This is a genomic window from Bradyrhizobium sp. SZCCHNRI20481, assembly GCF_032485055.1.
GTDB lineage: Bacteria > Pseudomonadota > Alphaproteobacteria > Rhizobiales > Xanthobacteraceae > Bradyrhizobium.
Map to the genome: position 1 here is coordinate 335,665 of NZ_JAUEUE010000007.1, position 13,569 is coordinate 349,233.

A 13,569-nucleotide genomic window follows, 5' to 3' on the forward strand; every position below is an offset into this window, starting at 1 on the left:
GCGGATGTCCCTGCATTTTCCTCGCATTGTCGCCGTCGCGCTCGGCCTCTGCCTCGGCTCGTCCTGTCTGGCCCAGGCGCCGATGACGGCTGCCAGCACGTCTGAGAACAAGCCCGACATCGACCTCTATGCGCTGATGTCCGGCTCCTGCCGCACCGCGAAGGTCGATGGCCGCGAATTTTCGTGCAAGACGGTGGCGTTCTTTCACAGCGAGAAGGGGCGGGCTCATTTCACCGTCGCGCTCGACGATCCGGCCGACGAGAGCCACATCATCGCATTCTCCGGCGTCAATGGCCGCAGGTCGATTCAGAACGTCTACGAGCTGCCGATCGACCGCATGCTGCTGAATTCCAAGCATCGTCCGAAGGTCGATGGCATTCCGGTGCCGGCGACGAAGAGCTCGGCCGGCGTGTGCCGTCAGGTCGGCAATTTCGCGATGCTCAAGGTCACGAGCGTGACCTGCTCCGCCAAGGACGACGGCGGCCGCGCCTATGAGCTGCAGTTCGTCTCCGACGGCACACCCATCACCTTGCGCCGGGTGCGCCAGACGATGACGAACGCCGAGCACAATCCCTATGAATGAACGCGCCGCGGGTGCGACAATGCCCATCCGGGCCGCCTGACGCGCATCTGTTCCAAACCACATCTCGCACAGCCATGAACATGAGGGCGCATTCTCGCGGCAGATGATGCCCGAGGCTTGCGATCCGTCTCGCCCGGCTCGGCCACACCTGCAGCATCGATGATGCTCAGCGTGGGCGCCCGGCCGCGCCCAGGATGTCCTGTGTGGCGCGCCCGAGCCGCCTCGCGGCATCGGCGAGATCCTTCGCCGCAAAGCCCGAATAGCCCAGGATGAAACCGTCGGGCGCGCGCTGCACGATCCGCGCATCCGACAACAACCGGCATTCGATGCCGGACCGGTCGCGGATCAGTTTCGCTGCGCCCTTCGGCGCTGCCGGCGGCAAGGTCGCCAGCAGATGCAGTCCTTGCGACGGCGCGGCCAGTTGCAGGCTGCCTTTGCCGTGCTTGGCGAGCGCCTCGGCGACGACATCGCGCGCCTGGCGGTAGCGCGCGCGCAGCCGCCGCATGTGGGCCGCGAGCACGCCGTCGACCATCAGGTCGGCCAGAGCGTCCTGCATGAAGGCCGGCGGAAACCGGTCCTGCGCCGCGCGCGCTGCGACGACCCGCGCGACCAGCGCCGGCGGCACCACGAGGTAGCCGAGCCGCAGTCCCGCGAACAGCGTCTTGCCGAAGGTGCCGAGATAGATCACGCGCTCACCGCCGATTCCGGCCAGCGCCGTCAGCGGCGGGCCGGCAAAGCGGTATTCGCTGTCGTAGTCGTCCTCGAAGATGTAGGCGTCCGCCCTGCGCGCCCAGTCGAGCAGCGCGATGCGCCGCGCCATGCTCATCGCAACGCCGGTCGGAAACTGATGCGATGGCGTCACATAGGCGGCCTTGGCCGCCGCGTACGCCGTCTCGCCCGAGCTCACCATGATGCCTTCATCATCGACGGACACCGGGACCAGCTTCGCGCCGGTCGTGCTCAATGTGTGGCGCGAGGCGACATAGCCGGGATCCTCGAACCAGACGGGATCGCCCGGCGCAAGCAACGCGTCGATGCACAGCCGCAGGCCATGCTGGGTGCCGCTCACGATCAGGATGCAGCTTGGGTCGCAGCGTACGCCGCGATTGGCGGCAAGGTAGTGCGCGACCTGGGTGCGCAGATGCAGGCTGCCGCGCGGATCGCCATAGCCGAGTTCATCGGGCGCGGCGTGGGCGATGCGGCGCCGGCTGGCTGCGGCGAGCCGCCTCAAGAGCGCGGGATCGACCAGCGTGTAGCCGAGCGCGAACGGCCGGCGCGGCGGAATGCGAACATCCAGCTCGGCGACCGGCGCGGCGACCTGCGGTGCGGGCAGCCGGGCGGCGACATAGGTGCCGGCGCCGTGGCGCGCCTCGACCAGGCCATCCGACAGCAGCGCCTCATAGGCTGTGACGATCGCGTTGCGGCGGACGCCGAGCTGCTCGGCAAGCCCTCGCGTCGAAGGCAGACGAAGGCCGGGCACGAGCAGGCCATCGACGATGCCGGTTCGCAGCGCACCGTGCACCTGCTGCGACTGGCTGCGGATGGTGCGGTCGAGGTGGATCGGCAGCGCCAGCACGTCGTCGCGGCGCCGCGAAGTGGTTGCTTGCTTTCGCATCGAAGTGGAACTCCCGGCAACCACTTTGCCATGGCATGACGTCGGCGGAAACAGGAGACTGACGATGTCCGAGCAACAGATGCCGAGCTATCCCGTCGACGACACCAACCGGGTCAAGCGGCGGCATCAGCGCGCCCACTACGATCATGCGACCGTCCATGCCCTGCTCGACTCCGCAACGCTGTGCCACGTCTCCTATGTCATCGACGGCCAGCCCTATTGCACGCCGACGCTGTATTGGCGCGAGGGAACGACGCTGTATTGGCATGGATCGAGCGCCAGCCGCATGCTGCGCAGCCTGTCCGAGGGACAGCCGGCCTGTCTCACCGTCACCCATCTCGACGGCCTGGTGCTGGCGCGCAGCGCCTTCCATCACTCCGCCGACTACCGCTCGGTGATGGCGTTCGGGCATGCCCGGCTGATCGAGGATCAGGCCGAGAAGGCGCGCGCGCTGGTGATGATGGTCGATCGGCTGTTTCCCGGCCGCACTGCAAGCCTGCGCCCGACCACGGAGCAGGAGCTCAAGGCCACGTCAGTCGTGACCATGGAGATCGAGAAGGCATCGGCGAAGATCCGCGCCGCGGGCGTCATCGATGATGAGGAGGATTATGCGCTTCCGATCTACGCCGAGCGCATTCCGGTGCACACCCTGATCGGGCCGCCGGAGCCCGATGGCCGCTTGCTGCGGGGCGTCACCCGTCCCGCGACGCTGGCAGGTTTCAGCGCTGGACGGCGGCTCGATGAGGCGCTGACGGAGGCGTATGCGACGAGCTATCCGGCGGATTAGTTCGCGCGCGGCAATGTAGGGTGGGCAAAGGCGCGCCCGCTCGTTGCTTTTGCGACGTGCTGCCTGACCGCGCCGTGCCCACCATTTCACCGCGACGCGTGGCGGGTACGGTGGGCACGTCGCTTCGCACGATGCTTTGCATCGCGCGGAGCGCCTTTGCCCACCCTACGACTCTTCTCACCGCTCGATCATCCTGTTCCAGCGCGTATTCCACTCCGGGCGCTTGGCGTTGATGACGTCCCAGTCGAGCGTGACGGCGCTCTTCATGAAGACGTGGAAGGTCGCGAGCTTCTGCTCGGCTGCCGGCGTCGTGGCTTTCGCGGTGGTGTTGGACGGCACGATGTTGCCGGCCGCCAGCGCCTTGGCCTGCGCTTCCGGCGACAGCAGATAGGCGGCGAGCTTCTGCGCCAGCTCGGCTTCGGAGTTGTTGGCGATGACGCATTCGGCGACCATCAGCACGACCGAGCCTTCCTTCGGCTGGGCATACTCCACCGGAATGCCCTTCTCCTTCAATGTCGACACCGCAGTCGGCGTCAGCGGGAAGATCGCGGCTTCGCCGGTCTGCACCATCTCGGAGATCTTGGCCGAGTTCGGGATGTATTCGAGCACGTTCTTGCCGATCGTGTCGGGAAACGCCTTGAAGCCAGGCTCGACATTGGCCTCGTTGCCGCCCTTGATGCGGTTGAACATCAGGAAGGCGTGCAGGCCGAAGGTCGAGACCGAGGCCGACTGGAACACGACCTTGTCCTTGAATTTGGGATCGGCGAGATCGAGCCAGGAGGTCGGCACCGCCCAGCCCTTCTCGTCGAACAGCTTCTTGTTGTAGGCAAGCCCGGTCATGCCGATGTCGATGCCGGCGGCGATGTCGTCCTTGAGACGCGCGAACGGCTCGAGCTGCGCCAAGCCATCGCTCGGCTTCAGCTTCTCGCACAGCCCGAGACCGGCGGCGCGGATCATCACGCCGTCGTCGAGAAACATCACATGCATCTGCGGCCTGTCCTTGGCCGCGATCGCCTTGGCGAGGATCTCCGAGGAGGTGCCGGGCACGACGACGATCTTGACGTCGTTGGCCTTCTCGAACTCCGGGAACACCGCCTGCGTGTAGGTGCGCTCGAAATTGCCGCCGTTCATGCCGACATAGAGCGTCTTGGTTTCGGCGTGCGCGGAGGCGGTTGCAAGCACGAGTGCGAGGGCTGAGCCGAGCGCGGCGCGAGCATCGATCATGGCGAGGTCTCCTTCGATCCTGTCGTCATTGCTGCTTGAGATGCATCGCCCGGCTGCGATGCGGGTGAGAAACGAGTGATCGCGAAGGCTGCGATCGGCGTCGAGGTCTCGCCGTCGCGCACCAGCTCGGCCAGCACCTCGCCGACCCCCGGCGCGATCTGGAAGCCGGCGCCAGAGAAGCCGAAGGCGTGAATCAGTCCCGGCGTCGTGGCGCTCGGGCCGATCACCGGATTGCGGTCGGGCATGGTCGCCTCGGTGCCGCTCCAGAACCGGATCGCCTGGGCATGGCGGAGCGGACCGAACAGCGCGCTGGCGCGCTGCATGATGGCAAGCACGCCGTCGCTGCGCGGGCGCGAATAGTCTGGATCGGACAGCGGCGCAGCGCGCTCGCCGCCGACCACGACATTGCCGCGCGCCACCTGCCGCGCATAGATGCCGCCGCCTTCGACGCCGATATTGACGCCGAGAAATGGATCAAGCGGCTCGGTCACGATCATCGATGGATAGGTGCGCTCCAGCGGCACCGGCTCGTCGAACGCGCGCGCCAAGCCGTCGGCCCAGGCACCGGCGCTGTTGATGACCGTACGCGTCTTGATGGTAACGTCGCCGGCCTCGACCACGAAGCCCTCGAACGTCCTGGTGGCGCCCGTGACCTCCGTGTTCTCCAGCACCTCGGCGCCGGCGCGACGCGCCGCTGCGGCGAAGGCGGTGGCGACCAGCCGGGGATTGGCGTGGCCGTCGCCGGGGCAGAACGAGCCGCCGACGACGCCGCCCGCGATGCCGAAGCGCTCGCGCAGTCGATTGTGGCCGATCAGCTCGAGAGCGAGCCCGAACGGCGCGACCTCGGCGGCGTAGCGCTCCAGGCTCGCCATGTCCGCAGGCGTCCGCGCGAGCTTGAGATGGCCCGAGCGCAGGAACTCGCCGTCGATGCCGATAAGCTGCGCGAGCTGCGGCCAGATCGCATGCGCGCGCTGCGACAGCGGCAGTTGCTCGGGCGGGCGGCCCTGGCGGCGCACGCCGCCATAGTTCACGCCGCTCGCCTGCGCGCCACAGAAGCCCTTGTCGAGCAGCGTGACGGAGAAGCCCATGGCGCGCAGCGCCAGCGCGGCGGAGCTGCCGACCAGCCCGCCGCCGACGATCGCGACATCGCAGTCAATGCGCCGGGTCATGCTGCCTCTCGTCGAGGGATAGGCTCACGGCCAGCGGGATCGGCTTGATCGGCGCCTGCGCGCGCAGCCGGCCGACAGCGCCGATGTCGCGGCGCGTCTGCGCAGCCAAGAGCTCCGCGGCGACCGCGCCGCACATGCGGCCCTGGCAGCGGCCCATGCCGATGCGCGTCACCGCCTTCAGACGATTGATCTCGGTGAGCGAGAAATCCCTGATCGCGCGCCGCGCCTCGCCGGCATCGATCTCCTCGCAGCGGCACAGCAGCGTGTCATCGGCGATGTCGCCCGCCCAATGCGATGGATAGGGAAAAGCGGCTTCGAGCACGTCGCGCAGCCGGTCGATCCTCGCAAGCGCATGTTCGAGGACGGCGGCGCGCATGGAATCATGCGGCTGGCCGCGATCCTCCAACAATGCCAGCGCGGCACGCTCGCCGGCGGCTTCAGCGGCATCGGCGCCGGCAATGCCGGCGCCGTCGCCGGCGAGGTACACGCCCGCGACGCTGCTGCGGCCACTGACGTCGCGAACCGGACGATGCGCGCGGTCGCGCGCATCGAAGCGAAAGGCGCAGCCGGCGAGATCAGCAGCCTGAGTCTCCGAGCGCAGACCGAGGCCGTAGCCAACGCCGTCGCAGGTGATCGCGTGTTCGCGCCCACCGGCCCGATAGACGATGCGCGCCACCCTGCCCTCGCCCTCGATCCGGAGCCGGGAGACGCCGAACCGCACGCAAGTGCCGCGCAGCGTCAACTCCACCGCCATGCGCAACCCACGCAGCACGATGCCCGGCGCGAGCGGCAACGCGCGCAGCAGATTGAGCTTCGCAGACAAGGGCGCCGCGTCGAACACGGCAGCGACATCGACGCCGGCCTTCATGTATTGCCAGGCAACCAGATAGAGCAGCGGGCCGGAGCCGGCGAACACCACGCGTCGGCCGATCGCGCAGCCCTGCGCCTTGAGCGCGATCTGCGCGCCGCCGAGCGTGAACACGCCCGGCAGGGTCCAGCCGGGGATCGGCAGTACGCGATCGGTCGCGCCGGTCGCGAGGATGAGCCCGTCATAGCTGACCCGCTGGCTGATACCCCCACGCAAGATGTCGGCCGCGCCGTCGCGCAGATTCCACAGCAGCGTATTTGGCTGATAGTCGATTGCAGTACGGAGCGCCGCAAAGTCGTGATGCAGCCGCGCGGCCTTCGGAGCCTCCGAGCCGTAGCGCGCGCGGTCATCGCGGCCGTCGGGGCTCAGCGGCTGGCGATAGATCTGGCCGCCACAGGCGTGGCCCTCGTCGATCACGACCGGCCGCAGGCCGGCGGCGACCAATGTCATCGCGGCGCGGATGCCGGCCGGACCGGCGCCGACGATCAGGGGCGGCGCGCGCTCAGCCATTGCTGCGTCCCCGCTGCGTGACGATGTGCATGCCCTCGGTGAGCGGAGTCGTGCAGGCGCGCAGCCGCTCGCCGCTTGCGAGCTGCACCCAGCAGTCCTGGCAGGCGCCCATCTGGCAGAAGCCGGCGCGCGGCGCGGCGGAGAACTCGCTGTGGCGCAGCCATTCGACGTGACAGAGCACCGCCGTCAGAACGGTGTCGCCGGCGCGGCCGTCGCAGGGCACGCCATCGATCGTGAAGGAGATGACGGCGCTGTCGGTGCGGACCAGGCGATGCAGCAGCGGCATGGTGTCAGCCCTGCCCGACGAGGATCTTGTCGAGACCGAAGATGCGGTCGAGCAGCAGCATCGCCGCCGCCGTCACCGCGATCATCAGTGCCGATACCGCCGCCATCATCGGATCGATGGACTCGGTCGCGTACATGTACATGCGCACCGGAAGGGTGACGGTGGCGGGCGAGGTGATGAAGATCGACATCGTGAGCTCATCGAAGGAGTTGATGAAGGCGAGCAGCCAGCCGCCGGTGATGCCGGGCAGGATCATCGGCACGGTGATGCGGCGAAATACGATGCAGCGCGAGGCGCCCAAGGTCACGGCCGCCTGCTCGGCGCTGCGGTCGAGGCCGGACAGTGCCGCCAGCACCAGCCGGAGCACATAGGGCGTGACCACGACGATATGGCCTGCGGTGAGCCAGAGCAGGCTGCCGGTGGCACCGACGAGCGCGAACAATCTGAGCAGCGCAACGCCGAGCACGAGATGCGGGATCATCAAGGGCGACAGGAACAGCGCGTTCAGCGCCGCGCGGCCGCGGAAGTCGTAGCGATCGAGCGCGAGGCCGGCGGCGACCGCGAGCACGACCGCGATCGTCGCGGCTGTCGCCGCGACCCACAGGCTGTTGAGGAAGGAGGCGACGAAATCCGGATGCGCGAACACGGCCGTGAACCAGCGCAGCGAGAACTGCGTGGTCGGCAGGGTCAAGGTGTTGGCGGGCGTGAACGCGACGAGGCAGATCACGATCAGCGGCGCCAGCACGAAGCCGACGACGAGCGCGTGAAAGACAAGCGCGATGGGACCATTGTGGCGCATGCCGCTCACCCCAGCGTCCGCCTGGCGCGCGCCTCGACCAAGCGCTGGTAGACAAGCATGATGACGAGGTTGATGACGAGCACCAGGATCGCGATGGCCGCACCGAGCGGCCAGTTCAGCTCGTGCATGTACTCATCATAGACCAGCGTCGCCGCCATCTTCAGCCGACGGCCGCCGAGCAGCGCGGGGATCGCGAACGCGGACGCTGATAGTCCGAACACGACGAGGCACCCCGACAGCAGGCCCATCGTCACCTGTGGCAACACCACCCGGCGCAGCGCGGTGAAGCGCGAGGCGCCGAGCGTCCAGGCGGCGGCCTCGACCATCGGATCGAGCTTCTGCAGCGAGGTCCAGACCGGGATGACCATGAACGGCAGCATCACATGGACGAGCGCGATGACGATGGCCGTCTCGGTGTAGAGGATCCTGACGGTGCCGAGGCCAACCGCGCGGAAAGCCTCGTTCACGAGGCCGGTGGGGCCGAGCAGCATGCTCCAGCCGAAGGCACGCACGACGACCGAGACCAGCAGCGGGCCGATGATCGCGAGCAGGAACGCCGAGCGCCAGGGCTCGCGCATGCGCGCCAGGATGTAGGCCTCGGGCGCACCGATCGCTGCGCAGACCAAGGTCGTCAGCGCCGCAAGCCGCAGGGTGCGCCAGAAGATATTGAGGAAGTAGCTGTCGGAGAGGATGGCGATGTAGTGCGTCAGCGTGGTCTCGTCCTTGACGCCGGTCGCGGCGTCATAGGCGTGGAGCGACAGGATCAGCGTGAGCGCGAGCGGCACGACGACCAATGCGGCGAACAGCAGCGCGCCCGGCGCCGCCAACAACCATGGTGTCGCACTGGCGCGCCCGCTGCTCATGCCGGTGACGCTCCGTCCGGCTTGGACGCGTGCGCGCTGGCGCTGCTCCAGGCGAGCCCGACCTGATCGCCCTCGCGCGCCGGCTCCCCGCCTGCATTGGGCAGGGAGACGCCGATCACCCCGGCCGGGGTCTCCACGGTGAAGAACCAGGCGCTGCCGAGGAAGAAACGCGCCTTGATGCGGCCGTCGAGCACGCCGGCGCCGGGAGCGGCCAGACCGATCTTCTCCGGCCGGATCGCCAGCACGGCAGCCGCGCCAGCCGTGAGACCAGCACCCTCGCAGGGCAGCACGCGGCCGCCGCTCTCGACCCCGCCATGGCGCCACACGCCGAACAGCCGGTTCATCTTGCCGACGAAGGAGGAGATGAAGGGCGTCGCAGGATTTTCGTAGAGCCGGTACGGCGCGTCGACCTGCATGATGCGGCCCTGCTCCATCACCACCACGCGGTCGCTCATCGAGAGCGCCTCGCTCTGATCATGCGTCACCATGATCGTGGTGGTGCCGACGCGCCGCTGGATGCCGCGCAGCTCGAACTGCATCTCCTCGCGCAGCTTGGCGTCGAGATTGGACAAGGGCTCGTCGAGCAGCAGCACCGGCGGATCGATCACCAGCGCCCGCGCCACCGCGACGCGCTGGCGCTGGCCGCCGGAGAGCTGGCGCGGATAGCGGTCGGCGAGCGCCGCGAGCTGCACCAGCGCGAGCGCCTGTTTGACGCGCGCCTCGCGCTCGGCCCTGATCACCTTGCGCATTTCGAGTCCGAAGGCGATGTTCTGCGCCACGGTCATGTGCGGAAACAGCGCGTAGCTCTGGAACACGATGCCGAGCCCGCGGCGATCAGGCTTCTCATGGGTGATGTCGCGGCCGTCGAGCGTGATGCGCCCCGACGTCGGCTCGACCAAGCCGGCGATCATCTGAAGCGTCGTGGTCTTGCCGCAGCCGGACGGACCGAGCAGCGAGATGAACTCGCCCTTGGCGACGCTGAGACTGACATCGCTGACCGCAGCGACATCGCCGTAGAGCCTCGTCAGACCGTCCAGCGTCAGGAAACCCATGCGTCCTCGCGCGGGAGGCTCCCTTCGCCATCGGCAGGGATTGCCGCCCTGGGGCTCTTTCATGCCGGGGAGCGAACCAGATGGTCAATCGTGAATTCCGATATCCTGAATTTATCTCTTTCGAATTTTGATATATGAAATCTTATCTTCAAACTGCGCGCTCCCATTCAATCAAACAGATGACTCCATCCGACACCGACTCTGCCTCCAGCCTTCGCCGGGCCCTGAAGCTGCTGCGCATTCTCGCCGAGGGCGACCCCGACGGGCTGCGGCTGAAGGACATCGCCGAGGTCGCGGGCTGCAGCCAGCCGACCGCGCACCGCATGCTGCAGGACCTCGCCGCGGAGGGTTTCGCCGAGCAGGCGGCCGGAAAGCGCTATCGCCTCGCGCTGGACTTCTACGTGCTTGCCGCGCGCGCCGGCCAGGCCAGCGGCCTGCGCGAGGCCGCGCGGCCGGCATTGCTGCGGCTGTCGGCGACCCTGAGCGACACGATCTTCCTGCTGGTGCGCAACGGCTTCGATGCGGTCTGCCTCGACCGCGTCGAGGGTCCGTTTCCGATCCGCTCCTTCACCGGCGACATCGGCGGCAAGGTGCCGCTCGGACTCGGCCAGGGCAGTCTCGCCATTCTCGCCAACCTGCCCGAGGACGAGCGGGAGGCGGTGATCCGCTTCAACATCCCGCGCCTGCTCGATCGCGGCTTCCTCGACGAAGCCTCGCTGCGCAGTGCGCTGGCGCAGGCGCGCGCGCAGGGCTGGGTCAACACCAGCACCGGGCTCATTCCTGGCATGGCCGGCGTCGGCGTGCCCGTGCTCGACGCGCAGGGCCGCGCGGTGGCCGCGCTCAGCGTCGGTACGCTCGCGGAGCGGCTCAATCCCGATCGGCTGCCGCATGTCGTGAAGATCCTGCAGACCGAGGCAACGGCGCTGGCCGGCAGGCTCAACCCGTTCGACATTGCGCTGCGCTATCCGTCGCGCAGTTTGAGCACGATCGGGGGCGCGCCGTCTAAGTGACCCACTCCGCGCGGATGCCCCTCGGCTGCGCTGCTTCGCTCTCGGGCTCGCGCCAGGAGAACGTGAACAGTTCCGCTGACTCGACCTGTTCGAGCTCGTCGCGATTGATGTCGCGCGCGATCACGACGAGGAAGGGCGCCGGCGGCTTCTCCGCCGTCAATTGCCGCGGCGGCGAGAACACCGTGCCGACGCTCTCGACCAGCAGTGGCCGCGGCGCCTCGGACACCTTCACGAGGCCCTTGATGCGCAGCAGCCGCTCGCCGAGCCGGCCTGCGGCATTGTCGAGCCAGCTGGCAAGATCCGCGTAGGCGATCTCGGACAGCGGGCGGACAAGACAAAGCGCGAGGCGCGGGTGCGGCGCGGCCAGCTCGGGCGCGACGTCGCGCAACGGCAGTGACGCCGTGAGCGGCGCGAAGGCGGCCGCCACGACGGCCGCACGATCGGCACCGGCAATGGCCTCAGCGACCGGATTGAGCTGCGCGATCGCAACCGGCGCCTCGGTCAACGCCGGCGGCGCGAGATCGGCCTTGGTCGCGACGATGCGATGCGCTGCCGCCCATTGCGCCGCAGCTTCCTCGAATGTCGCGACGGCGAGCCCTCGCGTCAGGTCGTAGGTTGCGACGACCGCGACGCGCATGCGGTGCTCGGCCAGCGTCGCGAGCTGGCGCAGCACCGGGCCGGGCATCGCCAGGCCCGACGTCTCCAGGATGATCCGGCGCAAGGGCGGCAGGCCGGCGGGGCGCGGCGCCATGATCAGGCGGTCGATGGTGAAGGCGAGATCGCTGCCGACCTGGCAGCACACGCAGCCGTTCGACAGCATCGCCATCGGCACGTCGTCGCCACTCTCACGCAGCAGCACACCGTCGAGCCCGATTTCGCCGGCCTCGTTGACGATCACGGCGGTGTCCGAGCCGGTCTCCGCGCTCAGCACGTCGCGCAGCAGCGAGGTCTTGCCCGAGCCGAGGAAGCCGGTGAGGACGAAGAAGTCGATTGCACCGGCGCTCATGGCGCCGCGGCGTCCTTGTCTTTATCCTTGGCGGCGTATTTCTCCGGCACGTCGCTCTCCCAGCTCGCCTTCACCAGCTCGCGGACGTCGGCCAGCAATTCCTCGGTATCGTAGATGATGCCGTCCTTGATCGTGTATTTCAGGCCGCGATGCCACTCAACCGCGTTGGTGGCGTCGTTGAAGCGCATCGCGCCGGTGCCGTAGAGCAGCTTGAAATCGGTCAGCGGGTTGTGGTCGTGCACAAGGATGTCGGCGCGCATGCCGATGTCGATGGTACCGATCTCGTTCTCGAGGCCGCACAGCGCCGCGCCCTGCGAGGTCGCCGAGCGGATCACCTCGAGCGGATGGAAGCCGGCCTCCTGCAACAGCTCGAGCTCGCGGACATAGCCGAAGCCGAAGATCTGGTAGATGAAGCCGGAATCCGAGCCGGTGCAGACCCGGCCGCCGCGGTTCTTGTATTCGTTGATGAACGCCATCCAGAGCCGGTAGTTCTCCTTCCACTCGATCTCGTTCTGGGTCGACCAGCGATACCAGTAGGAGCCGTGGCCGCCGCGCTGCGGCGTGAAGTAGTCCCACATCGACTTCCAGGTGTACTCCTTGTGCCAATAGGCCTGGCGCGCCCGCATCAGGTCGCGGTTGGCGTCGTAGATCGTAAACGTCGGCACGAAGGTGAAGCCGATCTCCAGGAACTGCTCCAGCACCTCGTTCCACTTGGCCGAGCCGGGCTCGGCGCCCTGCCTGAACATCTGGCCCGACACCGAGAAGCGGAAATATTCGTCGGTGTAGTTGTAGTCGAGCGGGAAGTTCTGGATCACGCGATCCTCGAACAGCGCCTCCGGCAGGCCGTAATAATGCTCTGCGCTGGTGAGGCCCCAGCGCGCCGTGGTCAGGGCGTTCATGCGCGACACCGCCATCTGGGCGTGGTGGCAGCCGGTGCGCAAGCCCAGCGTCTTGCACTCGTCGAGCGCAGCTTCCATGATTGCCGGCGGCGCGCCGAAGAACTTGATGCCGTCGGCGCCGCGCTCCTTCACCGCACGCAGCCAGCTCCGGCCCTGCTCCGGCGTGTAGATCGTCTTGACCATGTCGTTGACGGCCGGAAAGTACGCATAGGCCAGCAGCCGCGGCGAGGCGATGCTGTTGTCGGCGGCGCGCTGCTTCTGGTCGAGCATCCAGGACAGGCCATTCATCGAGCCCATCTCGCGCACCGTGGTGACGCCGTGCGCCAGCCAGAGCTTGTAGACATAGTCGACCGGCGGCACCCAGCCATTGGCGGAGTGATAGGCCACGCCGGCATGGGCGTGGCAGTCGACGAAGCCCGGCGTCACCCATTTGCCGCGGCAGTCGATCTCGTGATCGGCGGGCTCGCCGGCGTTGCCGGCATAGCCGTAGCCGACGACCTTCTTGATGCTGACGATGCGGCCATCCTCGACGATGATGTCGACCGGCCCGATCGGCGGCGCGCCGGTGCCGTCGATCACAATGGCGCTGCGCAGCGCCAGCCGCTTGAACGGCCCGATGCCGCGATCGCGCGACGTGGCCTTCGGCACGATCGGCGCCGCGCCCTTGTTCCGGATGAAGGCGAGCTCATCGCCCGGCAGCGTCGTGGCTTGGTCGGTCATGAAGGCGTTTCCTCATTTTCGAAGCATAGGGTGGGCAAAGCGTAGCGTGCCCACCGTCCGTCCTTCTCTTGCAAGATGGTGGGCACGGCGCTCCGCGCCTTTGCCCACCCTACGAATGGTTTTTCCGTCATTGCGAGCGCAGCGAAGCAATCCAGGGGCGACGAAGGAAGTCTGGATT

At 67.9% G+C, this 13,569-nt stretch carries 13 protein-coding genes; 3 read left to right on the top strand and 10 right to left on the bottom strand.

The annotated features are described in order from the left end of the window. The first annotated feature begins 4 nt into the window (after positions 1–4). A complete protein-coding gene (locus tag QX132_RS14230; RefSeq protein WP_315771303.1) occupies positions 5–583 on the top strand; it encodes a hypothetical protein in 579 nt (192 codons plus the stop codon). Positions 584–749: 166 nt separating this feature from the next. Here QX132_RS14230 and QX132_RS14235 read toward each other — a convergent pair whose 3' ends face one another. Continuing rightward, entirely contained in the window at positions 750–2,198 is a 1,449-nt protein-coding gene (locus QX132_RS14235; RefSeq protein WP_316161583.1) for a PLP-dependent aminotransferase family protein, read from the bottom strand. A gap of 64 nt (positions 2,199–2,262) precedes the next feature. Between QX132_RS14235 and QX132_RS14240 the strand changes: the two genes are divergently transcribed. Then, the gene (locus tag QX132_RS14240; RefSeq protein WP_316161585.1) at positions 2,263–2,985 is read left to right on the top strand and encodes a pyridoxamine 5'-phosphate oxidase family protein; all 723 of its coding nucleotides are present in this window, start codon (positions 2,263–2,265) and stop codon (positions 2,983–2,985) included. Positions 2,986–3,162: 177 nt separating this feature from the next. Here the strand turns inward: QX132_RS14240 and QX132_RS14245 are convergent, their stop codons facing one another. From QX132_RS14245 to QX132_RS14275, 7 genes are read right to left on the bottom strand one after another with little or no spacing between them, the layout of a single operon-like run. Further along, positions 3,163–4,209 (bottom strand): ABC transporter substrate-binding protein, encoded by a 1,047-nt coding sequence (locus QX132_RS14245; RefSeq protein ID WP_316161586.1) that lies wholly within the window; start codon positions 4,207–4,209, stop codon positions 3,163–3,165. After that, on the bottom strand, positions 4,206–5,378 hold the full coding sequence (locus QX132_RS14250; RefSeq protein ID WP_316161588.1) for an FAD-dependent oxidoreductase: 1,173 nt from the start codon (positions 5,376–5,378) through the stop codon (positions 4,206–4,208). The genes QX132_RS14245 and QX132_RS14250 overlap by 4 nt, the downstream gene beginning before the upstream one ends. After that, positions 5,362–6,756: an FAD/NAD(P)-binding oxidoreductase gene (locus QX132_RS14255; RefSeq protein WP_316161590.1), complete on the bottom strand. Its 1,395-nt coding sequence runs from the start codon at positions 6,754–6,756 to the stop codon at positions 5,362–5,364. The genes QX132_RS14250 and QX132_RS14255 overlap by 17 nt, the downstream gene beginning before the upstream one ends. After that, positions 6,749–7,042, bottom strand: coding sequence for a (2Fe-2S)-binding protein (locus tag QX132_RS14260; RefSeq protein ID WP_315778957.1), 294 nt, complete (start codon positions 7,040–7,042; stop codon positions 6,749–6,751). Before QX132_RS14260 ends, QX132_RS14255 begins: the two co-directional genes overlap by 8 nt. 4 nt (positions 7,043–7,046) lie before the next feature. Further along, the gene (locus QX132_RS14265) at positions 7,047–7,841 is read right to left on the bottom strand and encodes an ABC transporter permease (RefSeq protein WP_316161591.1); all 795 of its coding nucleotides are present in this window, start codon (positions 7,839–7,841) and stop codon (positions 7,047–7,049) included. 5 nt (positions 7,842–7,846) lie between these two features. Beyond that, entirely contained in the window at positions 7,847–8,704 is an 858-nt protein-coding gene (locus QX132_RS14270; RefSeq protein ID WP_316161592.1) for an ABC transporter permease, read from the bottom strand. Beyond that, a complete protein-coding gene (locus tag QX132_RS14275) occupies positions 8,701–9,756 on the bottom strand; it encodes an ABC transporter ATP-binding protein (protein ID WP_316161594.1) in 1,056 nt (351 codons plus the stop codon). Before QX132_RS14275 ends, QX132_RS14270 begins: the two co-directional genes overlap by 4 nt. Positions 9,757–9,935: 179 nt before the next feature. On the opposite strand from QX132_RS14275, the gene QX132_RS14280 reads away from it, so the two are divergent. Beyond that, on the top strand, positions 9,936–10,766 hold the full coding sequence (locus QX132_RS14280; RefSeq protein WP_316161595.1) for an IclR family transcriptional regulator: 831 nt from the start codon (positions 9,936–9,938) through the stop codon (positions 10,764–10,766). On the opposite strand, the gene QX132_RS14285 is transcribed toward QX132_RS14280, so the two are convergent. Together QX132_RS14285 and QX132_RS14290 are read right to left on the bottom strand one after the other, a co-directional pair. Beyond that, entirely contained in the window at positions 10,759–11,772 is a 1,014-nt protein-coding gene (locus QX132_RS14285; protein ID WP_316161596.1) for a CobW family GTP-binding protein, read from the bottom strand. The genes QX132_RS14280 and QX132_RS14285 overlap by 8 nt on opposite strands. Next, a complete protein-coding gene (locus tag QX132_RS14290; RefSeq protein ID WP_316161597.1) occupies positions 11,769–13,391 on the bottom strand; it encodes an amidohydrolase family protein in 1,623 nt (540 codons plus the stop codon). The genes QX132_RS14285 and QX132_RS14290 overlap by 4 nt, the downstream gene beginning before the upstream one ends. Positions 13,392–13,569 lie beyond the last annotated feature (178 nt).

Bases quoted from the DNA above. Each gene is read 5' to 3' on its own strand.
- QX132_RS14280 (WP_316161595.1), top strand. From the start codon at position 9,936: ATGACTCCATCCGACACCGACTCTGCCTCCAGCCTTCGCCGGGCCCTG.
- QX132_RS14270 (WP_316161592.1), bottom strand. From the start codon at position 8,704: ATGAGCAGCGGGCGCGCCAGTGCGACACCATGGTTGTTGGCGGCGCCG.
- QX132_RS14260 (WP_315778957.1), bottom strand. From the start codon at position 7,042: ATGCCGCTGCTGCATCGCCTGGTCCGCACCGACAGCGCCGTCATCTCC.
- QX132_RS14245 (WP_316161586.1), bottom strand. From the start codon at position 4,209: ATGATCGATGCTCGCGCCGCGCTCGGCTCAGCCCTCGCACTCGTGCTT.
- QX132_RS14285 (WP_316161596.1), bottom strand. From the start codon at position 11,772: ATGAGCGCCGGTGCAATCGACTTCTTCGTCCTCACCGGCTTCCTCGGC.
- QX132_RS14255 (WP_316161590.1), bottom strand. From the start codon at position 6,756: ATGGCTGAGCGCGCGCCGCCCCTGATCGTCGGCGCCGGTCCGGCCGGC.
- QX132_RS14290 (WP_316161597.1), bottom strand. From the start codon at position 13,391: ATGACCGACCAAGCCACGACGCTGCCGGGCGATGAGCTCGCCTTCATC.
- QX132_RS14265 (WP_316161591.1), bottom strand. From the start codon at position 7,841: ATGCGCCACAATGGTCCCATCGCGCTTGTCTTTCACGCGCTCGTCGTC.
- QX132_RS14235 (WP_316161583.1), bottom strand. From the start codon at position 2,198: ATGCGAAAGCAAGCAACCACTTCGCGGCGCCGCGACGACGTGCTGGCG.
- QX132_RS14230 (WP_315771303.1), top strand. From the start codon at position 5: ATGTCCCTGCATTTTCCTCGCATTGTCGCCGTCGCGCTCGGCCTCTGC.
- QX132_RS14275 (WP_316161594.1), bottom strand. From the start codon at position 9,756: ATGGGTTTCCTGACGCTGGACGGTCTGACGAGGCTCTACGGCGATGTC.
- QX132_RS14240 (WP_316161585.1), top strand. From the start codon at position 2,263: ATGTCCGAGCAACAGATGCCGAGCTATCCCGTCGACGACACCAACCGG.
- QX132_RS14250 (WP_316161588.1), bottom strand. From the start codon at position 5,378: ATGACCCGGCGCATTGACTGCGATGTCGCGATCGTCGGCGGCGGGCTG.